General features: G+C 47.9%; 21 protein-coding genes. 7 read left to right on the top strand and 14 right to left on the bottom strand.

What is annotated here, in order from left to right:
* Positions 1–17: 17 nt before the first annotated feature.
* From ispG to PY479_RS11175, 4 genes are read right to left on the bottom strand one after another with little or no spacing between them, the layout of a single operon-like run.
* The gene (gene ispG / locus PY479_RS11190) at positions 18–1,130 is read right to left on the bottom strand and encodes a flavodoxin-dependent (E)-4-hydroxy-3-methylbut-2-enyl-diphosphate synthase (RefSeq protein WP_275483796.1); all 1,113 of its coding nucleotides are present in this window, start codon (positions 1,128–1,130) and stop codon (positions 18–20) included.
* Positions 1,131–1,190: 60 nt separating this feature from the next.
* Positions 1,191–2,159 (bottom strand): RodZ domain-containing protein, encoded by a 969-nt coding sequence (locus tag PY479_RS11185; RefSeq protein WP_275483795.1) that lies wholly within the window; start codon positions 2,157–2,159, stop codon positions 1,191–1,193.
* Positions 2,159–2,944, bottom strand: coding sequence for a type IV pilus biogenesis/stability protein PilW (pilW, locus tag PY479_RS11180; protein WP_212593803.1), 786 nt, complete (start codon positions 2,942–2,944; stop codon positions 2,159–2,161). Before pilW ends, PY479_RS11185 begins: the two co-directional genes overlap by 1 nt.
* Positions 2,945–2,976: 32 nt before the next feature.
* Positions 2,977–4,098: a bifunctional tRNA (adenosine(37)-C2)-methyltransferase TrmG/ribosomal RNA large subunit methyltransferase RlmN gene (locus PY479_RS11175; RefSeq protein ID WP_212593804.1), complete on the bottom strand. Its 1,122-nt coding sequence runs from the start codon at positions 4,096–4,098 to the stop codon at positions 2,977–2,979.
* Between the two features lie 205 nt (positions 4,099–4,303).
* Between PY479_RS11175 and PY479_RS11170 the strand changes: the two genes are divergently transcribed.
* Positions 4,304–5,377, top strand: coding sequence for a CNNM domain-containing protein (locus PY479_RS11170; RefSeq protein ID WP_212593805.1), 1,074 nt, complete (start codon positions 4,304–4,306; stop codon positions 5,375–5,377).
* Between the two features lie 96 nt (positions 5,378–5,473).
* On the top strand, positions 5,474–7,228 hold the full coding sequence (locus PY479_RS11165) for a bifunctional metallophosphatase/5'-nucleotidase (RefSeq protein WP_212593806.1): 1,755 nt from the start codon (positions 5,474–5,476) through the stop codon (positions 7,226–7,228).
* Here the strand turns inward: PY479_RS11165 and PY479_RS11160 are convergent.
* Positions 7,218–8,114 carry a LysR substrate-binding domain-containing protein gene (locus PY479_RS11160; RefSeq protein ID WP_212593807.1) on the bottom strand — a complete coding sequence of 299 codons (897 nt, stop codon included), beginning with the start codon at positions 8,112–8,114 and terminating at the stop codon, positions 7,218–7,220. The two genes, PY479_RS11165 and PY479_RS11160, sit on opposite strands and share 11 nt — an antisense overlap.
* A 148-nt stretch (positions 8,115–8,262) precedes the next feature.
* On the opposite strand from PY479_RS11160, the gene PY479_RS11155 reads away from it, so the two are divergent.
* Both PY479_RS11155 and PY479_RS11150 read left to right on the top strand, forming a co-directional pair.
* Positions 8,263–8,703 (top strand): DoxX family protein, encoded by a 441-nt coding sequence (locus PY479_RS11155; RefSeq protein WP_212593808.1) that lies wholly within the window; start codon positions 8,263–8,265, stop codon positions 8,701–8,703.
* Between the two features lie 16 nt (positions 8,704–8,719).
* On the top strand, positions 8,720–9,409 hold the full coding sequence (locus tag PY479_RS11150) for a pirin family protein (RefSeq protein WP_212593809.1): 690 nt from the start codon (positions 8,720–8,722) through the stop codon (positions 9,407–9,409).
* Between the two features lie 52 nt (positions 9,410–9,461).
* Here PY479_RS11150 and PY479_RS11145 read toward each other — a convergent pair whose 3' ends face one another.
* The 6 genes from PY479_RS11145 to PY479_RS11120 form a co-directional block, all read right to left on the bottom strand.
* Entirely contained in the window at positions 9,462–9,995 is a 534-nt protein-coding gene (locus PY479_RS11145; RefSeq protein WP_212593810.1) for a GNAT family N-acetyltransferase, read from the bottom strand.
* 156 nt (positions 9,996–10,151) lie between these two features.
* Positions 10,152–11,441 carry a cytochrome c gene (locus PY479_RS11140; RefSeq protein WP_212593811.1) on the bottom strand — a complete coding sequence of 430 codons (1,290 nt, stop codon included), beginning with the start codon at positions 11,439–11,441 and terminating at the stop codon, positions 10,152–10,154.
* 10 nt (positions 11,442–11,451) lie between these two features.
* A complete protein-coding gene (locus tag PY479_RS11135; RefSeq protein ID WP_275483794.1) occupies positions 11,452–13,224 on the bottom strand; it encodes a GMC family oxidoreductase in 1,773 nt (590 codons plus the stop codon).
* Between the two features lie 3 nt (positions 13,225–13,227).
* On the bottom strand, positions 13,228–13,932 hold the full coding sequence (locus PY479_RS11130; RefSeq protein ID WP_275483793.1) for a gluconate 2-dehydrogenase subunit 3 family protein: 705 nt from the start codon (positions 13,930–13,932) through the stop codon (positions 13,228–13,230).
* Positions 13,933–14,544: 612 nt separating this feature from the next.
* Positions 14,545–14,847: an NrfJ gene (locus tag PY479_RS11125; RefSeq protein ID WP_212593814.1), complete on the bottom strand. Its 303-nt coding sequence runs from the start codon at positions 14,845–14,847 to the stop codon at positions 14,545–14,547.
* A 95-nt stretch (positions 14,848–14,942) separates the two neighbouring features.
* Positions 14,943–15,152, bottom strand: coding sequence for a DUF3820 family protein (locus tag PY479_RS11120; protein ID WP_212593815.1), 210 nt, complete (start codon positions 15,150–15,152; stop codon positions 14,943–14,945).
* Between the two features lie 474 nt (positions 15,153–15,626).
* Here PY479_RS11120 and PY479_RS11115 point away from each other — a divergent pair, with 474 nt between their 5' ends.
* The 3 genes from PY479_RS11115 to PY479_RS11105 all read left to right on the top strand — a co-directional run bounded on the left by PY479_RS11115 (position 15,627) and on the right by PY479_RS11105 (position 17,448).
* On the top strand, positions 15,627–16,370 hold the full coding sequence (locus tag PY479_RS11115) for an AAA family ATPase (RefSeq protein WP_212593816.1): 744 nt from the start codon (positions 15,627–15,629) through the stop codon (positions 16,368–16,370).
* Positions 16,330–16,734, top strand: a complete 405-nt coding sequence (locus tag PY479_RS11110) for a hypothetical protein (protein WP_212593817.1) — start codon at positions 16,330–16,332, stop codon at positions 16,732–16,734. The genes PY479_RS11115 and PY479_RS11110 overlap by 41 nt, the downstream gene beginning before the upstream one ends.
* Before the next feature lie 225 nt (positions 16,735–16,959).
* Positions 16,960–17,448, top strand: coding sequence for a nuclear transport factor 2 family protein (locus PY479_RS11105; protein ID WP_212593818.1), 489 nt, complete (start codon positions 16,960–16,962; stop codon positions 17,446–17,448).
* On the opposite strand, the gene PY479_RS11100 is transcribed toward PY479_RS11105, so the two are convergent.
* The 3 genes from PY479_RS11100 to aceB all read right to left on the bottom strand — a co-directional run bounded on the left by PY479_RS11100 (position 17,435) and on the right by aceB (position 22,087).
* Positions 17,435–18,829, bottom strand: coding sequence for an HDOD domain-containing protein (locus PY479_RS11100; RefSeq protein WP_275483806.1), 1,395 nt, complete (start codon positions 18,827–18,829; stop codon positions 17,435–17,437). The genes PY479_RS11105 and PY479_RS11100 overlap by 14 nt on opposite strands.
* Positions 18,830–19,060: 231 nt before the next feature.
* Positions 19,061–20,383 carry an isocitrate lyase gene (gene aceA, locus PY479_RS11095; RefSeq protein ID WP_212593819.1) on the bottom strand — a complete coding sequence of 441 codons (1,323 nt, stop codon included), beginning with the start codon at positions 20,381–20,383 and terminating at the stop codon, positions 19,061–19,063.
* Between the two features lie 78 nt (positions 20,384–20,461).
* Positions 20,462–22,087, bottom strand: a complete 1,626-nt coding sequence (gene aceB / locus PY479_RS11090; protein ID WP_275483792.1) for a malate synthase A — start codon at positions 22,085–22,087, stop codon at positions 20,462–20,464.
* Positions 22,088–22,544: the final 457 nt, after the last annotated feature.

Genomic DNA, 22,544 nt, shown 5'->3' with positions numbered 1-22,544 from the left:
TGGCTCACACTGCGAAATTATTCCTCGGATTTCACATCAATACGCTGCGCGATCATCGCGGCTTTAGCGCGAATACGTGCTTCCAGCGTATCTATCAGGTCATCGTTGTCGAGACGTTCTTTCTGGCGCACACCGTCTTCATACAAACCGCTTTTATTGTGTCCCCCGGCCAAACCGAGGTTGGACACCAGCGCTTCGCCGGGACCGTTTACCACACAGCCGATGATGGATACATCCATGGCGGTGGTCACATCTTCCAGACGTTGCTCCAGTGCATTGACAGTACCAATCACATCAAATTCTTGGCGTGAGCATGACGGACAGGCAATAAAATTGATGCCACGAGAACGGATCCGCAAAGATTTGAGAATATCAAATCCCACTTTGATCTCTTCTACCGGATCGGCCGCCAGTGATACACGAATGGTATCGCCAATACCTTCCGCCAGCAGCATACCTAATCCAACCGCGGATTTTACCGCACCTGAACGGGCGCCGCCCGCTTCGGTAATGCCTAAATGCAATGGTTGCTTGATCTGCTGTGCTAACAAACGATACGAGGCAACTGCCAAAAATACATCGGATGCTTTCACTGATACCTTGAACTGGTCAAAGTTAAGTCTGTCGAGGATGTCGACATGACGCATGGCTGACTCCACCAGAGCTTCCGGAGTCGGTTCACCATACTTGTCCATCAAGTCTTTTTCGAGACTACCGCCATTAACTCCGATGCGGATCGGAATATTTTTATCGCGGGCCGTTTCGACAACCTGGCGAATACGTTCTTCATTTCCGATATTTCCAGGATTGATACGTAAACAATCCGCACCGTATTCGGCCACTTTCAGCGCAATGCGATAATCAAAATGGATGTCAGCAACGAGCGGTACATTGACTTGCTGTTTGATCAGCTTGAATGCTTCCGCCGCATCCATTGTCGGAACAGAAACTCGCACAATATCGGCGCCAACGCGTTCCAGTGCATGGATCTGCTTGAGTGTAGCTTCGACATCAGTGGTACGAGTATTCGTCATTGACTGCACGGCAATGGGGGCACCATCACCGATAGGCACGTTACCCACATAAATACGCGTTGAAGGACGGCGTTTGATTGGAGATTCGGTGTACATCGTATTCTGCTCTATCTCTTAATCTGACCGTCACACGGCCAGCATCTATTCTTGACTGTTTCAGGCTTTGGGAAGCGTGAGTCGGGCAACTCTACCTTCAGGGAACGGTGTCAGATCCACCGCGGTGCCATTATAACTGACGCTGACACTTTGCGGCGCACCTAATACCAAGCTGATAGGCGGTTTACCACTAACGGCAATATTGTGACCCGCAGATTTTAAACCATCAACCAGTGTCTTACCGTCAGCATCCAACGCCTTAATCCAGCAGTCCCCTTTAAGGCTGATTGCCAATTGGGCACTGGTAACCGCTGACAAGGATTCATCACTGGCGACCGCTTGTGGCACAGTTGTAGCGGGCGCAGTAACATCACTCGTTGCCGCGGTCACTGCTGCATCAGGCATTGCCTCATTCTGCGGCGCTGGTTCCTGCGACTGACTAGCGTCAGAGACTACCGCACCAGGCACTTCAATTGGCGTATCTTCCGCCTTGGGTCCGCTGTTGTTGTCAGCTTCAGATGTACTGCTATCCGCAACGGATGAAGGCTCTGATTGCAGTTCTTCTACGGTGGGTTTTGAAAAATTTTCAGTCACGGCCGCAGGCTTTTGCAACCACCACAAGACTAGCAATGCCAGAGACACTATCACGATAAGATAGGTGAGGACCATCAACCACTTGTCCCAGTTTTTCTGGGTTGTCTTACGGGAAAAACTCTGCATCACTGGCGCCGCGACCATGGGCACCTGACGCGTCAAGCACGCTTCAATACGCGGTGCGTCGATCTCCAGGAAACGGGCATAGTTACGCACGTATCCCCGCACATAAGTGCTGGAAGCGATATTGCCAAACTCATCGTTCTCAATATCGGCCACAATGGATACACGAAGGTGCAATTTAGCCGCAGCATCCTGCTGACTTAACTGTTTTTCCTCACGTGCATGTTTCAGTATGGTGCCAAGCGTTTCCTCATGCTCGGTCGGAATTGTCTTGTCATCTTCCTTGTCGACATCATTTTTAATATCAGTCATCAGTGCATACTTGCCCGGTATTCTTTTGCCTGGGGAGAGGTTGGAAATTTCGCCAACAACAACACGCCATAACTTTTGGCGGCTTCACTATCATGTAACCCACGCGCAATTTTAATCGCGAGTGCCAAACTAAGCGCTGAATCCATCGCTACCCGATGATAACGATCCATCTGAACCTTGGCTGCCTGGTAATTACCCTGCCCCAATTCCATTTCGGTCAGTTCCAGCAATGACACCTGCCTGTTTGGCTCATACTTTAACGCCATCTCAAAATACTGTCTTGCTTTTTCTATTTCACCCGCCTTGCGCTGGCAAATCCCTAAGTTTTCATAACTCGAAGCGATGCGATTGTATTTGGGGTTATGGACGGCGCGCAGAAACATTTTCTCTGATTTAGCATATTTGCCATTTTGACAGAGAAACACACCGAAGTTGTTTGCGGCATCGCCAGTAGCATTGCTGGCATTAATCGCACGCTCGTAGGTATCTTCGGCTTTCTGCTTTTCGCCGACGGTTTGATAGTAATAGGCCAAAGCGACGTTTACCTCTTCTAAATCAGGGGCGTATCCCATCGCTTTATCAAGATTGAATTTCGCCTGTTCAGTATTGCCTTTTTTTAAGTAGGTTAGCCCTAACTGAACCCGCTCCAGCGCGGCGGCGTTTTTATCAAATTTGTGTTCAACTACCGGAATATCAGTTCCGGCATAAGTTTTCTCAGTCACACATCCCGGCAGCGTCGAACAGATGGCTGCCAGCATCGCCAAGCCCCACAATTCGTGCTTCATTGGCAAACCCTTTAATGTTGACAAACAATGCGTTAACTCATTGTGACTGATATTTGGTTTTGTTGCATTCGTTTTTTTGCCAAACGTTTTGTACGGTCACGAATGTCGCCAGCTAACTGGCCACACGCCGCATCAATGTCATCCCCGCGAGTTTTTCGGACGATGACCGTCAGACCATATTCCATCAACACTTTGGCAAATCGATCGATTCTGGAATTGGAAGAACGACCATATGGCGAACCAGGATAAGGGTTAAATGGGATCAGGTTAACTTTGCAGGGGGTATCTTTCATCAATTCGGCCAGTTCGTGCGCTTGTTCAGTGCTGTCATTAATATGATCGAGCATGACATATTCCACAGTGACACGGCCACGATTGGCATTGGATTTCCCAATATAACGACTGATACCCGCCAGAAACTCTTTCAGTGGGTACTTTTTGTTAATGGGCACTAATTCGTTACGTAACTCGTCATTAGGCGCGTGAATACTTACTGCCAATGCCACATCCAGCACATCGCCCAGCTTATCCAATGCCGGCACTACGCCAGAGGTTGATACTGTGACTCGCCGTTTAGAGAGTCCGAAGCCAAAATCGTCGAGCATAATATCCAGCGCAGGGACCAGATTTGCCATATTGAGCAAAGGCTCACCCATTCCCATCATGACAACGTTGGAGATCGGACGATCACCAGTTTCATATTTCAACCCCAGAAAGCGTGAAACTCGCCAGATCTGACCGACAATTTCCGCGACGGTCAGGTTACGGTTAAATCCCTGCTGTGCGGTGGAGCAGAAGGTGCATTCCAATGCACAACCTACTTGAGATGACACACACAAAGTAGCGCGATCATCTTCGGGAATATAGACGGTTTCGACTTCCTGCCCTTCACCCACGTTGATCGCAAACTTGATGGTGCCATCGGAAGATTTCTGATAAGTGGATATCTGCGGTGCTGAGATTTCACACTTTTCACTGAGTTTGGTGCGCAGGTTTTTATTGATATTGGTCATCTGCTCAAAATCATCAATGCCGTAGTGGTATACCCACTGCATTACTTGATCAGCACGGAAAGGTTTTTCGCCCAATTCTGCGAATAACGCTCGCATGCCTTTACGATCAAGATCCAGCAAATTGATCTTTTTTTCGTTCATTTGACTCACCTCACACCAATACCTGTAACAGGGCGGCGAATTATACAGACCATAGCCAATTTTAGCCAGAGAAGGCGCTAAATAACCAGGTGTCTCGTAGTTGTGAACTGCGAAGATTTAAGTTCCGTTAAAGTCTACTATGGTTAGCTTACCAGCCAAATTCCATTGTTTGACCAATGACGCCGGATGAGTCGGCAGTTTTGCTATGTTTGCACTTACTATCACTGTATTAATTGCTATCACAATTTCTTTTCTCTGTAGTGTCTTTGAAGCAGTGCTGCTGTCGGTAACACCCAGCTATATTGCCAGTCTGCGCAGCTCTGCACCGCTGGCAGCCAAGCGGCTTGAGCAACAAAAAAAGGCCGTGGAATCCCCTTTGGTGGCAATTTTAACGTTGAACACTATTGCCCATACCGTCGGTGCGGCTGTCGCGGGCGCACAGGCCGCACATGTGTTTGGCGATGACATGGTGGGGGTGTTTTCTGGGGTTCTGACATTTCTTATTTTGTTTTTGTCGGAGATCATCCCTAAAACAATAGGGGCTAACTATTGGCGCAGTCTGGCTCCCACTGTATCCATTATTCTATTGTGGATGGAACGACTCTGTCTGCCCTTGATCTGGGCCTCCAATAAAGTCACTAAGCTCTTTGGCAAAGGTGATTCCGGCCAGTACATTCGTCAGGAAATTAGTGCCATGGCAAAGATTGGTGTCGAATCCGGAGAGCTTGACCGTCAGGAAAGTAAAATTCTGACGCAGATGATGAAAGCGAAAGAAATGCCGGCCAGCGCCATCATGACGCCAAGAACCGTGATGTTTACGCTTCCCGCGGAGACTCGTCAGCGTATCTTCGTACGGGATTACCTGAACAAGCCTTTTAGCCGCATTCCTATTTATGAGCATGATCATGACAATATTATTGGCTATATCAACCGCACAGACGTGCTGTTGGCAGAGCGCTATACCCCAGAAGCCCCCATTGCGGCGGTAAAGCGGGTACTGTTGGTAATACCAGATTCCGCGCGCATTTTGCCGCTGTTTGAGCTGATGATTAAACGCAATACTCAAATTGCCATGGTAGTCGATGAATATGGCAGCACCCGCGGTTTGGTGTCGCTGGAAGATATTATCGAGTCACTACTTGGGTTGGAAATTGTTGACCTTAACGATCCTGCCATCGATATGCAGCAGTTAGCACGCCAGTTATGGGAGAAGCGCATGCTGGAAAAAGGCATTCGCTTGTCTGAAGATGATAGTGAGCAAGAAGAACCGCATCACTGATTGGTCATCGACAGCACACTCTCGGGGCGTCACAAAAACGTCCCTTGTGCTGTAACACTTCAGGTGTACAATCTCTGTTTAATTACAGAGGATGTTATGACTTACCGTTTAACGCTCACCCATATCAACGATACCCACTCCCATTTCGATCCCAGTCTGGTGCAGTTCAAAGTACAACTGCAGCACGGACAGTTTACGCTAGCCAGCCACAGTGGCGGCTACAGTCGCATTGCCGCGCAAGTGACAAAACTACGGCAGCAAGCCCAGGCACAACAGCGAGAGATGCTGTTTCTGCATGCAGGCGACAGTTTCCACGGCACGTTGTTTTACAGCGAATTCAAAGGCCGGGCGAACGCCCGACTGCTGGAATTACTGCGGCCGAATGCCATGACGATTGGCAATCATGATATTGATGATGGTAATGCGGTGCTGGCAGATTTTATCCGTACGGTTTCGTTTCCTGTGATGGCTGCCAATATGGATATCAGCCACGAGCGACCTGAGAAAATAGGCAGTTTTCAGGGGTTAAATAATCTCTATCCCTGGGACAACGACGTAGGAATTGGTCGCTATCTGTTACGCGATTTTTATGATCAAAAACTCGCCATTATCGGTATTACGCTGGATCAGATGAATAAAGTAGCAAGACCGGATCCAGACACAGTGTTTCTTGATGCTATTGCGACCACCAAGGCTACGGTGAGTTACCTGAAACAGCAAGGTGTGGCTCATATCCTGCTGCTAAGTCATCTTGGCATAGATCAGGATCGACAACTTGCCACAGAAGTTCCCGATATCAGCCTAATTATCGGTGGCCACACTCACACGCTGATGGGGGAATTTACCGATTTGGGCCTACCCTGTTTGCCCTATGCGGAATCAATCAACGGCATCCCCATTGTCCATGCCGGGAAACATGCAGAAACCTTAGGGATTGCCGATATCGAATTTGATGACCGAGGTCGGGTTACAAAAATACAAGGCTCCAGCCACTTTATGCTCGATAGGCATTTTCTGCTCAGCGGTGAAACGGCTGCCTTGGAAAGTGATTATCGGGAAGCACAAGAGCTGTTGGCAAACCATTCAGGCATTTTATGGGATGAGCAGGACGAACGGATAAGCCAAGTCATCGACAGTGAATTTCGCCCGGCGATCAGCAATATGGAACAGCAGGTATTGGCTTTCGTTCCTAAAACCTTGCTACACACCCGGCTGCCAAGTCACAACCTGCCTCACGGGAGTGAAATCGCCCCCTGGGTCAGCCAGAGTATGTTTCTGGCGGCAAAAGCTCAGGATCCGCGAGTAAACTTCGCCTTACATAACGCCGGAGGCGTGCGCCAATCACTGGTGCAGGGACAGGTCACGCTGGCGGATGTGATGGGCAGATTACTGCCGTTTGAATTGCCATTGGTGAAATATGAGATTGCCGGTGATGCGTTGTTCCGAGTCTTGGAGTCAGCAATCAACGCGGCAACGAATAACAGTGTCATGGGTACTGGTGCTGGCAGTTTTCCTTATACCTACGGCCTACGATATTTCTATGATGGCCGACTGGCACTCGGTCAGCGCCTGTTTCGCTTAGAATTGCAAGATCATCTCGGTGGTTGGCAAGCGCTGCAACGGGACGACTTTTATATCGGGGTGTCCACCAGCTACACCGCCAGTGGTAAAGAGGGGTATGACGCACTGCTGGAAGCCCGTTGGCAACAGGCACTGCCAGAAGTGACCTTACCCAGTGCCTTCATTCGATTATTGCAACAGACTCCGGCGTTTGATACCCAAATGCAGCCGATGGTGTATTACACCAGCCATCTTACCGGGTTGGCCGATAGCTCAGGCATCAGTAAGTAAACCACTGCTGTCGGCACAAGTGTTCCACAAACCAGTTAAGTGCCTTGCCACATTCCCCTTTTCGCCAGGCCATGTACATAGGTAGTGGCGGTCTGGGCACTGCGACCTTGCGCACAACCAGGGTGCCTTCGTCTAATTGTTGACGGATCAGATGCAGCGGTAAAAAGCCGACACCAGTTCCCTGCTGCTGCAAGCGGACTTTATCAGCCATAGATGACACGCGGATCTGCTGCCGACTGGCAAAAATACCGCTGGAGCGCTGTAACAATGACTGCGAGCTATCGGCTACGACGATAGAGGGAAACTGCAATAATGCCTCCGACGGAATTTCTGCATCGTGTTGCGCCAAGGGATGCGTTGGCGCTATGGCAAACACAAACTCCACTTCCCCCAACTGCTGCAGTTCATATTGCCCCCGAGGTAATTCACCAGAAACGCCAATCGCAATATCGGCACGTCCGGAATATAACGCATCCCAGCCACCGCCCAACGCCTCTTTAGACAGACTGATTGTGACTTGCTTGCCGAGGTGAGTGAACTCTGCGATAGATTTCATCACGGGCTCGTCCGGCAAAATACTGTCCAGTGCCAGCGATACGGCAGTTTCCCAGCCCGTCTCCAACTGTCGCACCGCATCTTCCAGACGTGCAGCGGCTGCCAGAATTTCTCGCCCCTGCGTCAACACCAACAGCCCCACATCGGTAAGCTGGGCACGTGTGCCCTTACGTTCAAATAATCTGCTGCCGAGATCCTGCTCTAGCTTTTGTACCGTATAAGTTAATGCTGATGGTACCCGAAAAAGCGACTCGGCAGCCGCTGCGAAACTGCCCTTTTTATCTATGGCATCCAACACCTTAAGTGCATCCAGACTGATCACAGGATTCATGAAATTTCCAATATTCAATTTTTTTAAAATTTAACTTCAAAATGTTCCGATTTTCAAGCCGTAATGACCTGGCTAGACTTGCTTTCAACGACAGGGAATCTCCCTAAGCCAGATTTAAACAAGATTCAAATTTACTGAGGAAAACATCATGAAAAAACTTATCGCAACGCTCGTTAGCAACAATGCTGGTTATGCACCACTGATTATGCGTGTGCCTGTCGGTCTGACACTGATGGCTCATGGTAGTCAAAAGCTGTTCGGCATGTTTGGTGGGTATGGTTTGGAAGGTACGGGTCAATGGATGGCATCCATCGGTCTGACGCCCGGTTACCTGATGGCATTGCTGGCCGGTTCCGGTGAGTTCTTCGGCGGTCTGTTCCTGTTATTAGGGCTGCTGTTACGTCCAGCCGCGGCTGTAGTAGCATTCACCATGCTGGTAGCACTGTTTACCGTACATATTCACAACGGTTTGTTTATGGCGAATAACGGCTATGAATACGCGTTGACATTAGCGGCGATTGCCCTATCCCTGGTCGTGTCTGGTGCGGGTAAGGTATCGCTGGACAATATTATCGCCCGTAAACTTTAACTGGGAGGAATTACTGATGATTACTGTAAGAAAAGCCGCTGAACGGGGTCAGGCCGACTTTGGCTGGCTCAAGAGCCGCCACACCTTCTCATTCGGTAATTACTACGACCCACGTTATATGGGAGTGTCCGCCCTTAGGGTGATTAACGATGATAGGGTCACCCCCGGACAGGGGTTCGCCACTCACGGGCACCGCGACATGGAGATCATCAGCTACGTTATCTCTGGTACGATTGCCCACAAAGACAGCTACGGCCATGTGAAAGACTTGCCCGCAGGAGAGTTTCAGTTGATGTCGGCCGGCAGTGGCATCTATCACAGTGAGTTCAATCCTTCGGCAACGGAACCTCTGCACTTTCTACAGATCTGGATCCAGCCAGCAATCACTGGCGGTGTCCCTGGATATCAGCAGAAAGCCTTTGCACAGACTGAAGCGCTTACGGCGGTTGTTACCCCAGATGGTCGCGATGGCACGTTGCAGATAAAACAAGATGTCACCGTGTATCGTCTGATATTGGCAGCCAGCGAACAACTGACCTTGCCGCTGACAAGCACACGAACTTTGTACCTGCATCTGATTGGCGGCGAGCTGGAACTGAATGGTAGCAAGCTTAGCACAAGTGATGGCATCAGTATCACTGATGAACAGCTGCTGACAGTGAACGCCAACAATGATGTGGAAGCACTGGTATTTGACCTACCCTAAGTCCTCCCAGTGTCATGGGATAACGACGTAAAAACCGGCGCAGGCCGGTTTTTTATGTAGACGTGGCTACCTTATTATCTGCTAACTTTTCTACTAGCGGACAGTACATTAAAAAACTCGTGAGCTGCTGGCCAGATTTTTCTTGATAGCAACGATGGTGGCTGCGAAATCCCTGCCGCTCAAACACGGTTTTAGATTGCATTGAGGCGTGAGTACTGAGTCTTGGTAATGCTTGCTGAAGCGCCCACAGCTTTACCGTAGTGATCAGCTGTGCCGCTATTCCTCGGCGCTGCCAGCTCGGTAAAACATATAAACAACTGATGTAACCCGCTTCCCCATACTGGCGTTCCACCTGCACAAAACCAATACAATGATCGCCGCTATCGAGCGCCAGCCAAGCGGTGCTATGGCGTAAACGCAACTGCCAGTACTTTTCCGAACGCGGGGCACGGGACCAGGCGTTACACTGCGCCGTGGAATAAAAACCACCCGCAAGAGATTGTACGGATTGATGATAAACGAGTGACACTTCAGCGGCAAAATGCCGGTGTTGTGCATGAGAATAAAGAACCAGGGTCGCTGCCATCCAGCGAAAACCTCAATAAAGGCTAAAATCGCCTTGATTCTTGCTGGTAACCTCAACAAACGCAAGCAGTTTTCAGTCGTTGAGTCATAATGTTTTCGTTGCGAAACCGCGAAAAGAAAGCCGCCTCTATGGCGGCTTTCTTAACGGATTACGCGTTTATGGCCGGGTAGCATTCATGACGGTTTGCGGAATCGTCTGTCGTACTTTGGCGACATCCGCCGCGGTGACTGCCGGAGCCTGGTTATTCCAGGCATGACGCACAAAGGTGAGCAACTGTGCCACTTCATCATCGTTAAGCCGCCAACCAAACGCTGGCATAGCCAATGCTTCTGGAGCCCCTTTGGTAGACGGTAAACGTGCACCAGCCAGCACCACATGGATTAACCCACTTGGATCTTTGGCATTAACCAAGGCATTGCCATCCAGCTTTGGAAATACCCTGGCAGCGCCTTGTCCCTGCGTAAAATGGCAAGCACCACAACTGTCGAGATACAAACGTGCGCCAGAGTTAATGCCCACTTTGGCACTATCAAGTTCGTCACTGGTTTTCTTGGTAGCAGCGGCAGTCATCGCTAGCGAGTTACCATCTCCAGGCAATGACTTGAGATAGTCGGCAATTGCCGCCAGGTCATCCTGACTCAAATAACTGAGACTGTGTTCAATCACTGAAGTCATTTCACCGGCTACGGCAGTAGTATCATTGCGGCCATTGGCGAGATAGTCGACAATTTCGGCTTTACTCCAATTTGCCAATGCCCCTTTATCGCCACCTCTCAGACTTGGGGCTGTCCAGATGCCAATTTTGCCGCCACTGAGGAAGCTATTATCGGATTCATCATAGCCTTTTTCCTGAAAAGCTATGCCTCGTGGACTATGACAGCTGCCACAGTGACCTAATCCTTGTACCAGATAGGCACCACGATTGAAGCTATCAGACTTGCTGGTTTTAGCCTGATAGGCCTTATCGTTTGCAAACATCCAGTTCCAGAAGCTAATGCCCCAGCGCTGGTTAAACGGGAAACTTAACGCGGTTTCAGGGGCTTTTTGATCAACCGCAGTAACGCCGTCCATAAAATAGGCGTACAACGCTTTAACATCATCGGCAGTCAACATGGCATAGTCCGGATAGGGCATTGCCGGATACAAGTTACTGCCATCAGCTCGTTTACCGTGTCTCAACGCTGCATCAAATTGAGCTAGCGTGTAATTGCCAATTCCCGCAGTCTTACTTGGCGTAATGTTAGTGGAATAGATTTTCCCAAACGGACTGTCAATTGCTAAACCTCCAGCAAATGGCTTGCCCCCGGGAATAGAGTGACAAGCGATACAATCCCCTGCGCGGGAAAGATATTCACCCTTGTCGATGGTGGCTTTATCAAAAGCTTGTGCTTCAGTTGTCGCTAACAAGGCCAACGGCAACAGCATCATGATCAGATTGCGTTTCATCTGCTGCTCCTTATGCTTGAACCAATGGGCCGGGATGTTTCAGGTACTGTTCACGGATTGCTTTGGCTGACCAGTACGCCAATGCTCCCACTAACATTGTCGGGTTGTACTGCAGATTCTGTGGGAATGAACTTGACCCCAGAACAAAGACGTTATGAACGTCCCAGCTTTGTTGATAACGATTAAGCACACTCGTTTTGGGATCAGTTCCCATAATCGCCCCACCCACGTTATGGGTAGATTGATAGGGCCGCACATCATAATGCGTACCTATGTCCTTAAATGACATTTTTAAAAAGTCAGGATTAAGTCCTTTGGCCAGTGCCCCTACTTTATTCTTCATAAACTGGGTCATGCGCAGATCGTTTTCTTTCCAATCAAAGGTCAAACGCAGCAATGGCAAGCCATGATCGTCCTTGTAGTTGGGATCCAAGCTCAAATAACAATCCCGGTAGGACATGTTGGAACCATGTGAACTAATGGTCATCGAGTGACCATAGTAATCCTTGGCGGCTTTTTTCCAGCCAGCCCCCCAACTAGGTGAGCCCGGAGGCAATGGCAGATTACGTATTGGTTGGCCATTGGTTTGCGCCGCCAGCAAATAGGAGCCACCAATAAAGCCTTCTTTAGCGAAATCGATCTGGTTGATAGCAAAATCATCTACCGTTGTGGCATTACTGCCGGCACCGATGAAGGGGTTAAACACCTTGTCTTTAAAAAACAATGTTGCTCCGCCCATCATCTGGTAAGCGTAGTTACGACCCACTGTGCCAGTATTAGATACCGGGTCGTAAGGCTGACCAATACCTGACAACAACAAGAGTCTCACGTTGTTATACGCAAATGTCCCCACCACCACAATTTTCGCGGGCTGGAACACCTCTTCACCATTGCCATCAATATATGTCACACCGATGGCAGTCTTTTTATCATCGGCAAGATTCACCTTGATCACTTCACAGCCAGTGCGATAAGCAAAATTCTTATGCTGCTTTAGCGCGCCAAGAATCGAGGTTTGAGGTGATGCTTTGGAATAGTTGATACATCCATATCGTTCACAGAAACCACAGAAGTTACAAGGGCCTAACTGCATACCATAAGGATTGGTGTAAGCCTCAGAAGCATTAGATGAGGGCAACGGGAAGGGATGTAATCCCTGCGCTTTGGCCGCTTCGGTAAACAGATCATCGTTAAGGGTTCGTTTCAGCGGTGGTAATGGATATTCATTGCTTCGAGGTCCTTCAAATGGGTTACCACCTGCCTGAATTTTGCCATTGATATTGCCCGCTTTTCCGGAAACCCCCAACACTTTATCGAAGAAATCAAAGTGCGGTTCCAGCTCTTCATAACTGACCCCGTAATCCTGGATAGTCATGTCCTTTGGCATAATATTTTTGCCGAAGGTTTCTTCCACATAACTGCGTAGACGCAGCTCTTCTGGCATTGGACGCCAGGTATGACCGTTCCAGTGAGTACCGGCCCCGCCGACACCATCACCCGGCAAAAATGAACCGAGATGCCGATAGGGAACTGCGGTTTCCGTCAGACTATGGCGCACAGTGATGGTACTTTTAGCTGGCTTCACCATCAACTTGTAACGTACTCCGTAAGTCAGTTCATCTGCCATTTTCGGATACGCGAAATCGGGTACGGTATCACGGTCTTCGCCACGCTCCAATGCCAACACATTCAGGCCTTCTTGTGCCAGCTCCATGCCCATGATCGCATTGGTCCAGCCCAGCCCAACCAATACAACATCGACAGCTTTCTGTTGCTGAGCCATAAATTACCCCCTATCACCATTCAGACTAACGGGCCCCATTGGATAGGGAACGTTATGCAAATCCACCCATTCTAGATAGGAAGCTCGGGCACCTGGGAAGCCAATCATCTTCCACGCCGCCATCTCTTTATTGCCTCCATGCATAGGGTCGGCAAAATAGCCTTCTTTGGTGTTTTGTAGGAGGAACTCAAAAAACTGTTTAGCACTAACATCCGCCAGGTCAATCTGCCCCAGCTGTAGTTGTGTTAACAGATTATCCTGTTGCTCAGCTGACAGCTCGGCAAAGGATTTTCCCAGTGTCTTCTGACAATAGCTATCTGTTGCGGCAATACCTTTCTGGTAAGTTTGCGCGGGTGTCAGCGGTGATTGGTATCCAAGTTCGGCAGGCGCTTCAAAAAATGGCCCCTTCATATACCAATCTTTCGCTTGCCCGAAATCACCTTGCATCTGCCGATCAATAAACACCGGAACATTGGCCTGTAATGCCCCCGGGCCATTATCATCTACAGGAATAAGTCGATCACATGCTGCCAGCACAAAGCGCCATTCGGCGTCACTAAAAAATACTGGCTTATATTGCGCAAGTTCGGGAGCGGCATTGGCATTTGCCGATAGCATTACACCTGTGCCGAGTGCTGAAGCGGAGATCACCCACATTGCGCCTTTTACGAAACGGCGGCGGGAATCATCTGTTAAATTTGGATCCATAGGAACTCCTGTGTGCCCTGATACGACGTCACATTTGCCTGTACACTTCAGGCAAACGCTCTGTCGGCAGTCGTTAGGCGAAATCCATATGGATCAGTCGATAGTTACGGCATGCATCCTAATTACAGAGCAGCGAAAAAACGTTTGTCTGACCAAGCCGGGCCAATGCTGCTATGCACCACTGATGAATCATTAAGAAGTTTATCTTTTCGAAAAATCCAGAGTCATAGGAAAAGAAGCTTCCGCTGTACCATCAAAAAAAGCGACATAGTTCAAAAATTGAAATTTCATATCATCTTATTTATTGATGTTCTGCAGTGCCCGCGTATTATCTGTTGCAACATGCCGATAGTTCAATCCATTGCAACATGAAAATATGTTATCAGTGTATTTCCTAAAACGAATAACCAGTGATATAGCATAATTGCAGTTAATTCGTCGAAGGATGATGGCATTTTTGAAGGATAAAAAAACAGCACCCAACGTTGAAACAGCGCCCACCAATTCGTGATAGGGAACTTAATTTACTGTTTTAATCGTTAAATAAAAAACACCCGACAATCGTGGAAGCGTTATTGCCGGGTGTGTTGGAATTTTTGTGGTGAACAAAAACTATTTCTTGGCGATCTCACCAACAAACATCAGTTTGTCAAAAGTACGTTTCAGCGTTTTACTAGTGAAGTTGCTCATCCACATCTGTTCGACCATCTGCACTTTGTCGCCTTTTTCCACTTTAACCTGAGGACCGGCAGCCCAGAAAGTGGTGTCACCTTCTTTCACTTGAACGTAGGTATAGCCACCGCTGTCCATCGTATCCAGAATAGTACCTTCATGCACTTTGCCCATGGCCCATGCTGAGGTTGCAATACCGAAAACCATTGCCGCAGCTGCCAGGATTTTTGCCAGTTTTACCATGTGAATCAATTCCTGTTGTCAATAAAACCGAATGCCATTAAATCACGGCTTACTTCATAAATCACTAATAGGTGTCACACTTTTATCGCATCGTCTCATTTTAGCAATGGCCTTAACATCCCTTCCAAGCCATTGAGTTTCACTTCGTATATCAGGGCCAATTGCTGACCCAGCTTTCCGGGGGGAAAACCGCGAGAATGAAACCACACCAGATAAGGCTCAGGTAACTCCAGCAGTTTGCGACCGGCATACTTACCAAAAGGCATCGTCTGATTGATTGCTTCTAACAGTAATTGCTGATCCATTATTTATCCTTGAGAACATGCTTCAAAAATGATCATGATCTCAATACCGCACGGCATGTGATCTTAATCATCAATAACTTAGCCAATAAATCCCAACCTATTTATAATATTTTTTTATATATAAACTAATTTTTTAGTTCCAAATGAATTAAAAAATACGGCTTTTATATAACTATTGCAGCACCGTAACAAATCATAGCGAGTTTATGACAGTGTCAAACTACTCAACATATTGATTGTATTATTTTTTTAGTCGGATGTTGCAGCTTTTTAGCCGTGTGTCATATTTACGGCGCACCATAGTATAACGCCAAAATAATGACGACAAACTTTATGATAATTTATCTATAAATCATATACTTGACTGAAAAAACTTTACATTTAACATTAGATTTAACAAGTCAATTAATATGCCGGTCGCGCTACTTACAGGGTTGTCTCGTAAGTTCCGCAACTACAGGTGAGGAACGGATTATGATCATTCTGGTTGGTGGAGAAAAAGGTGGCAGTGGTAAAAGTTGCGTCGCACAGAACCTTGCGGTGTTTTTAGCAAAAGAATGTGGCGCTGCGGTCATTATGGTGGACTGCGATCCCCAACGTACCACCTCTGACTGGATCCAAGCACGCAACCAACACCCAGAATTAACCAGTATTAACTGTGTGCAGTTATACGGAAAAATTCGTAATGATCTCCTTAGCCTCGAGCAACATTACGACGTAGTAATTGTCGATTGTGGTGGACAAGATAATCTGGCCCTGCGTGCCACCATGTCTGTTGCATCGCATGTGTTGATGCCATTACGCCCGAAACGTCGTGACCTCAAGACCGTCAGCCATATGGATGATGTAGTGGCTACCTGTATGATGATTAACCCCAAGATGCAGGCATCCTTTGTGATTACTCAATGCCCTAACCTGCCAAGTCAGGCTGGACGTATTGATGAAGCGAAAGAGGTTTGCCGCACTTATGACATCAACGTGCTGGACAATGTCACCTTCAGCCGCAATATCTACGATGATAGTGAAGAATCAGGTCGTTCCGTGTTGGAAATTGAACCTAAAGGTAAAGCTGCGGATGAAATTCGTGGTATTGCCTGTGAAGTGCTGCAGGTCAACAGCGCGGCAGAACTTCGCAAAAAATTCATGAACCTTAAAGTCAACGCTATGGGGGCGCAGTATGGGTCTGGCAGATCTGAAGAAAAACGCTACGCAATGTAATCGTGCGGCAAGCGTACAGAATTTGCGTCCATCCATAGACGAATTTATTGAGGACGCCATCCTTTATGCGCTCGGCAAAGAGCGCCGTTACGAGCAACGACATGATGTTGTCGAACGTGACAACATCATCACTTTGCACCGTCATTTTGCTGGTCAGGACAATGAATTTCTGCCATCCCAGAATTCTTGTCCGCTGAAGCGGGCGACTTTTACCTTGGGTAGCCCAACCATCGAGCAATTGACGGATTTGTCTGTGGAAGCAGATGTATCGAAATCTCGGATGTTGAGATTTTTAACCAGTTACTTCGATAATCTGAGCCCGCAACAGCGTAAGTTGTTGTATCAGCAGTTTATGGTTGACTAACTCCCTTGTTCTTCCTGAGTTCATACTAAAACTCCTACCAGTTGCTGACAGCTGCATATTTTTGTCTTTATGCTGTCAGCTTTTTTTTATCAATTTTACCGTTCACCGGCCTATTAAGCGCTGGCATCCGCCTATCAAGCAGCCTAAACTAATGTAAAAAAATCTCAGGTAAACATTATGTTGAGTATAAGAAATTTAACATCCGCACTTTTGCCTGGTGCCTTAATGCTAGTTTTTTGTTCGCCGCTCTCGCTGGTATATGCGGATGAACCCACCAATTTGAATCAAGTTTCCCACAATCCGCAGACGATAAAAGCAGACGCGGTGCTTGATCAGCTGCACCGAAGTGCTGCTGCCGCAGATTGGGACAGCTATTTTGAGTTATTTACTGACGATGCCGGATTTGTTGGTACAGATATCTCTGAGCATTGGAGTATGCAAGATTTTGAACGTTATGCCAGAACCAGTAAGGGATGGAGCTACAAAACCCAGTCCCGAACAATGGTTCGCCACGGCGATGTCGTTGTCTTTGACGAAATTCTGGATAACACGAATTACGGTTTATGCCGGGGCACCGGCACTATGGTTCTGACCGAAGATGGCTGGAAAATTCTGCAATACCATCTCAGTTTCCCGATCCCAAATGAATTAGCCCCGAGGATCACCGATCAAATTAAGGTCTTTCGTAAAAAAACAGCAGCTAAAGGCTCCTGAATGCCAGCGAGAAACAGAGATTCGCTAATTGGGCAACATGAGTAAAACTGTCGAATTCTGCTTGGGTTATGTCACGGTTACTATTGGCGCGATCCCCATAAAAAATGCCAATAATTTTATTTTCGACCCGCAAAGGCGCCATCAGGAAGCCCAGCTCTGGCAACGTGCGTTGCAACAGGCTGCCTGCTGGCGGAAACTCTGGAGCGTTTTTACCTGACCAGCACGGTAATTGTCGCTCCAGACAATATTTAAGCAGCTGGGTTTCTTCATTAATTTCCAGTGCAAAATGTTGTTTCATCAACTCCGCATCATCACCGAGGGCAATTCTTGGCTGTAACCTTTTCCGGTTGGGTGATAACAGCAACACCGCGCAACGATCCAATCCAATCCCATCTAGCATCCCTAGCAACGCGATTTGGATTACCTGATTAAAATCGGCTTTGTCCTGAGCTAAGGATGTCAGCTGTCTGAGTTTCTCCAATAACCCACTGATATTGGGCTCTCGTATCTGATATTGCGGAGGGGACGCCAGCTCGTTTAATACGCCATTCTTCGGCAAATATTCCATCAGCACTTTGGCACCATAGTCAGTTGTTAAACGCTGGGTATCTTCCAGACAATACTGCAAGCGCTTTTTAAACTCACCGGGAGTTAGTTGCATCAGTTCGGCACCTTGTTGCAGACGCCGTTGCAACTCGGCAGAGGAGTCTTCACCGCCCGCCATCGCATCGCTGAGTTTATTGGCAAGAAAAATAGTACGAACTTCTGGCGTGCGCGCATCAGGATTTACCAGTGACTTCATCAACAGTTCGCCTAGCCCCCAGTTTCTGGCGAGCCCCTGCGTCAGCTGATTAAAGGAAATGCCCAAGTATTCACGAGTGGTCGTTAAACGACACATATTGTCACTGCACTTGTTTAACAAACTATCCAGTTCATCTGCCTGCTGACCAGCAGCACTCCAGAATGCACTTTCACCGAGTTGGTATAACAAGGCTGCGATAAATGCTTCTTCCTGCAGTTCCTCATCATGCTCAGCCAACATCATCTTGGTCAACATGGCAGACTGAAAGGAATTGGCCATTAACTTAAGTAATCGATGATAAACAGACTCTGACATATTCTTGCTTTCCAGCAAGCTGGTCAGCAATTTCGCCGTTATGCAGATATTGCGGATCACATCAAAGCCGAGCACAACAGCAGCACGACTTACCGTCGTCACCTGACTGATGCCTTTGTTGTAAATAGCACTATTAGCCACCCGCAGCACCCGCGAAGTCAGGGCATTATCGTGCATAATACTGCGCCCCAAGACCCCCATCGAGGACACATCATCTTTCGCAAGCTGCTCAAGTGTGCGGATCATGGAACCAAGAGCAGGCATCTCCTGCTCACTGATACGACGCACCCAAAAATCCGCGCCTTGTGGATTTGTTTTCAACGCATTACCTTCAGGGAAAGATTATCCGGCAAATTCAATACCGGTTTATTGTTGTATAAACATAACTCACGCTGCAGCAATTTACATTCAAGTAACAGAAATTTTCCTGAAATTTCAGCGGGTATGAACAAAAAAGCGGCGCAAAAGCGCCGCTCGGCATACACGATAAAGGACTCAGAACTGCGCTTCCTCTGTTGATCCGGTGAGCGCCGTTACCGAAGAGCTACCGCCCTGGATAACATTGGTGACTTTATCAAAGTAACCGGTACCCACTTCCTGTTGATGTGCCACAAAGGTGTAGCCTTTTTCAGCGGCGGCAAATTCAGGCTGTTGAACTTTTTCCACGTAGTGTTTCATACCTTCGCCACGGGCATATTCGTATGCCAGATCGAACATGTTGAACCACATATTATGGATCCCCGCCAACGTAATGAACTGATATTTATAGCCCATATCCGACAAGGCCTGCTGGAAACGTGCGATGGTGGCATCATCCAAGTTTTTCTTCCAGTTAAAGGACGGTGAGCAGTTGTAGGCTAACAGCTTGCCGGGGAACTTGGCATGAATTGCCTCAGCAAAGCGACGCGCCTCCTCAAGATCTGGCTTCGCCGTTTCACACCATACCAAGTCAGCGTAAGGGCAATATGCCAAACCGCGAGCAATCGCCTGCTCAAGTCCCGCGCGCACCCGGTAAAACCCTTCGGAGGTACGCTCACCAGTGATAAAGTCACTATCATATGGATCACAATCAGAGGTCAGCAGATCCGCCGCATTGGCATCTGTACGGGCAATGACTAAGGTTTCCACTCCCGCCACATCTGCGGCCAGTCTTGCCGCCACCAGCTTCTGTACCGCTTCCTGCGTCGGCACCAACACCTTACCGCCCATATGACCGCATTTTTTAACTGAAGCAAGCTGGTCCTCAAAATGGACCCCGGCAGCCCCCGCTTCAATCATCGACTTCATCAGTTCATAGGCGTTGAGCACGCCACCGAAACCGGCTTCAGCATCGGCTATAATCGGTAAAAAATAATCGGTAAATCCTTGTTCACCAGGATTGCCCCCTTGACTCCACTGGATCTGATCTGCCCGGCGAAACGCATTATTGATCCTGGAGACAACCGCAGGTACCGAGTTTGCTGGATACAGAGACTGGTCAGGATACATAGTGCTTGCGAGGTTAGCATCTGCCGCTACCTGCCATCCTGACAGATAAATGGCTTCAATTCCTGCCTTAGCCTGCTGTACGGCCTGCCCCCCAGTCAAAGCCCCAAGGGAGTTGACGTACCCTTTTCGGGCACTGCCATTCACCAGCGACCAGAGCTTCGCGGCCCCCATTTTAGCCATGGTATTTTCTGGCACGACTGAACCACGTAATGCCACCACTTCCTCGGCGGTATAAGGTCTGCATACGCCTTTCCAACGTGGATTCTTGGCCCAATCCTGCTTCAAGGCATCAATTTGCGCTTGACGATTCATTTGGCTTGCCTCAGTCATCTTTACACTCCTCACAAGTTTGCATCGGCCCCAACCGATGTTTGAAGTTACGGGCTGAGCCCAGTCAATTGATACAGGTTATGCTGTTAGTAACCGGTAACCCGGTAGTGTTAAGAAATCCACCAACTCATCAGCAGTGGTGATTTCTTCCAACAAGGAAGCCGCCTGGATAAAACGGCCGTGGGTAAACCGCTGTTCTCCCACTTCTTTTTTCACAGCGGCCAGCTCTTCTGTGAGCATGTTGCAGAACAACTCTTTGGTCACCAGTTTGCCATTGCTCAAAGACTTACCGTGACGGATCCATTGCCAAATGGACGTGCGGCTAATTTCTGCGGTAGCGGCATCTTCCATCAGACCATAGATAGGTACACAACCATTGCCACCGATCCAGGCTTCGATGTACTGCAATGCAATACGAATGTTCAGACGCATCCCCTCTTCAGTGCGACTGCCATCACAAGGTGCCAACAATTCTGCCGCGAGTATCGGAGCGTCAACATCACGGGTGATATGCAGCTGGTTGGGTCTTTCCTTGCCGATGTAATCATCAAAAATTTCCAGTGCAATCTGCGCTAAGCCAGGATGAGCAATCCAGGTACCGTCATGGCCATTGCGCGCTTCCAATTCCTTATCGGCACGTACTCGTTCCAATACTTTAGCGTTGACCTCAGGATCTTTTGCCGGAATAAAGGCAGCCATTCCGCCCATTGCCAGTGCCCCACGCTTATGGCAGGTTTTGATCAATAATCGGGAATAGGCGCTGAGAAATGGTTTATCCATCCCCACCTGTTGCCGATCTGGCAACACGCGATCGGCATGATTTTTAAGTGTTTTGATATAGCTGAAGATATAGTCCCAACGACCGCAGTTCAGAGCGACAATGTTAGAGCGAAGTTCATAGAGAATTTCATCCATCTCAAACACTGCTGGTAAAGTTTCAATCAAACAGGTGCATTTGATCGTGCCCGGCTGCAGACACAAACGCTCTTCTACAAAAGCAAACACCTTGGCCCACCAACGCGCTTCCAGGTGACTTTCCAGCTTGGGGATATAGAAGTATGGACCACTGCCCTTTGCCAACAGCTGACGGTAGTTGTGGAAGAAGTACATGCTGAAGTCAAACAGACAACCGGGGATTGGTTTACCATTAAACAACACATGTTCTTCTGGAAGATGAAGTCCTCTTACACGTGCCACCAGCACCGCAGGATCATCACATAACTGATAATGCTTACCGGTTTCCGGTGCGGTATATTCGATCTCTCCGCGTACCGCATCCTGAAGATTCACCTGCCCCTGAATAAGTTTTTCCCAACTTGGGGCCAACGAATCTTCAAAGTCCGCCATGAAGACTTTTACGCCGGCATTTAACGCATTAATGATCATCTTGCGGTCGACCGGACCGGTAATTTCCACGCGCCGGTCGAGCAGATCTTTCGGGATGCCTCTAATTTTCCAGTCACTATCTCTTATCGATTGTGTATCCGGTAAAAAGTCCGGCAACGCACCAGCGTCGATACTTTGCTGACGCTGCTTTCGCCGCGCCAGCAAAGTATCAACTTCCGCAGCAAATTCCTGACAAAGTGCCTGTAGTAATGCACATGCTCCTTCGGTTAATACCCGTTCCTGACCAGTAATAGGGTTTGCTTTAATCTCCAAGCTACTACTCGCAGCAGTGGATGGGCGTTCAGCAGTCTGTTGCATTGGCAGCCTCCAGGTTTGAAAAATTTCAGCTATAAAACTTTCATATGTTCTTTTAAGACCAAAACCTAGCGATAAAAAATAGACAATGCAATAGCCAAAAAGTCATAGATAAATATGATATCCATCAAAAAAATTGGTATGACCAAAATAAGAAAAGGCATTAATGACATTGTTTTATATGGTTTTATTTTTAATTATTTATGTAATGCAAAAAAGATGGTGAAATTTGTCAGACTTCTTTACCAGTTTTAGTTATTTGTAATATACAACGTAATTAAATTACAATAGTAACTTATAATTTACGACTAAATTACCGATATCGAAGAGTTTAATGAAAAGATGCCATCATAAATTGACCACCAAGGAAGGCATAAAATCATATTGAAAACATTATGTTATATTAAATTCAGCGACTACAGCATTAAAACAAACGTTTTAAATTGACGTTGACGTCAAC

Origin of the sequence: Shewanella sp. A32 (assembly GCF_029167175.1) — a bacterium.
GTDB lineage: Bacteria > Pseudomonadota > Gammaproteobacteria > Enterobacterales > Shewanellaceae > Shewanella > Shewanella yunxiaonensis.
Note: the sequence above shows the minus strand (reverse complement) of the source record. Positions and strands in the feature narration are given on the sequence as shown.

Bases quoted from the DNA above. Each gene is read 5' to 3' on its own strand.
- ispG (WP_275483796.1), bottom strand. From the start codon at position 1,130: ATGTACACCGAATCTCCAATCAAACGCCGTCCTTCAACGCGTATTTAT.
- PY479_RS11185 (WP_275483795.1), bottom strand. From the start codon at position 2,159: ATGACTGATATTAAAAATGATGTCGACAAGGAAGATGACAAGACAATT.
- pilW (WP_212593803.1), bottom strand. From the start codon at position 2,944: ATGAAGCACGAATTGTGGGGCTTGGCGATGCTGGCAGCCATCTGTTCG.
- PY479_RS11175 (WP_212593804.1), bottom strand. From the start codon at position 4,098: ATGAACGAAAAAAAGATCAATTTGCTGGATCTTGATCGTAAAGGCATG.
- PY479_RS11170 (WP_212593805.1), top strand. From the start codon at position 4,304: ATGTTTGCACTTACTATCACTGTATTAATTGCTATCACAATTTCTTTT.
- PY479_RS11165 (WP_212593806.1), top strand. From the start codon at position 5,474: ATGACTTACCGTTTAACGCTCACCCATATCAACGATACCCACTCCCAT.
- PY479_RS11160 (WP_212593807.1), bottom strand. From the start codon at position 8,114: ATGAATCCTGTGATCAGTCTGGATGCACTTAAGGTGTTGGATGCCATA.
- PY479_RS11155 (WP_212593808.1), top strand. From the start codon at position 8,263: ATGAAAAAACTTATCGCAACGCTCGTTAGCAACAATGCTGGTTATGCA.
- PY479_RS11150 (WP_212593809.1), top strand. From the start codon at position 8,720: ATGATTACTGTAAGAAAAGCCGCTGAACGGGGTCAGGCCGACTTTGGC.
- PY479_RS11145 (WP_212593810.1), bottom strand. From the start codon at position 9,995: ATGGCAGCGACCCTGGTTCTTTATTCTCATGCACAACACCGGCATTTT.
- PY479_RS11140 (WP_212593811.1), bottom strand. From the start codon at position 11,441: ATGAAACGCAATCTGATCATGATGCTGTTGCCGTTGGCCTTGTTAGCG.
- PY479_RS11135 (WP_275483794.1), bottom strand. From the start codon at position 13,224: ATGGCTCAGCAACAGAAAGCTGTCGATGTTGTATTGGTTGGGCTGGGC.
- PY479_RS11130 (WP_275483793.1), bottom strand. From the start codon at position 13,932: ATGGATCCAAATTTAACAGATGATTCCCGCCGCCGTTTCGTAAAAGGC.
- PY479_RS11125 (WP_212593814.1), bottom strand. From the start codon at position 14,847: ATGGTAAAACTGGCAAAAATCCTGGCAGCTGCGGCAATGGTTTTCGGT.
- PY479_RS11120 (WP_212593815.1), bottom strand. From the start codon at position 15,152: ATGGATCAGCAATTACTGTTAGAAGCAATCAATCAGACGATGCCTTTT.
- PY479_RS11115 (WP_212593816.1), top strand. From the start codon at position 15,627: ATGATCATTCTGGTTGGTGGAGAAAAAGGTGGCAGTGGTAAAAGTTGC.
- PY479_RS11110 (WP_212593817.1), top strand. From the start codon at position 16,330: ATGGGTCTGGCAGATCTGAAGAAAAACGCTACGCAATGTAATCGTGCG.
- PY479_RS11105 (WP_212593818.1), top strand. From the start codon at position 16,960: ATGCTAGTTTTTTGTTCGCCGCTCTCGCTGGTATATGCGGATGAACCC.
- PY479_RS11100 (WP_275483806.1), bottom strand. From the start codon at position 18,829: ATGCCTGCTCTTGGTTCCATGATCCGCACACTTGAGCAGCTTGCGAAA.
- aceA (WP_212593819.1), bottom strand. From the start codon at position 20,383: ATGACTGAGGCAAGCCAAATGAATCGTCAAGCGCAAATTGATGCCTTG.
- aceB (WP_275483792.1), bottom strand. From the start codon at position 22,087: ATGCAACAGACTGCTGAACGCCCATCCACTGCTGCGAGTAGTAGCTTG.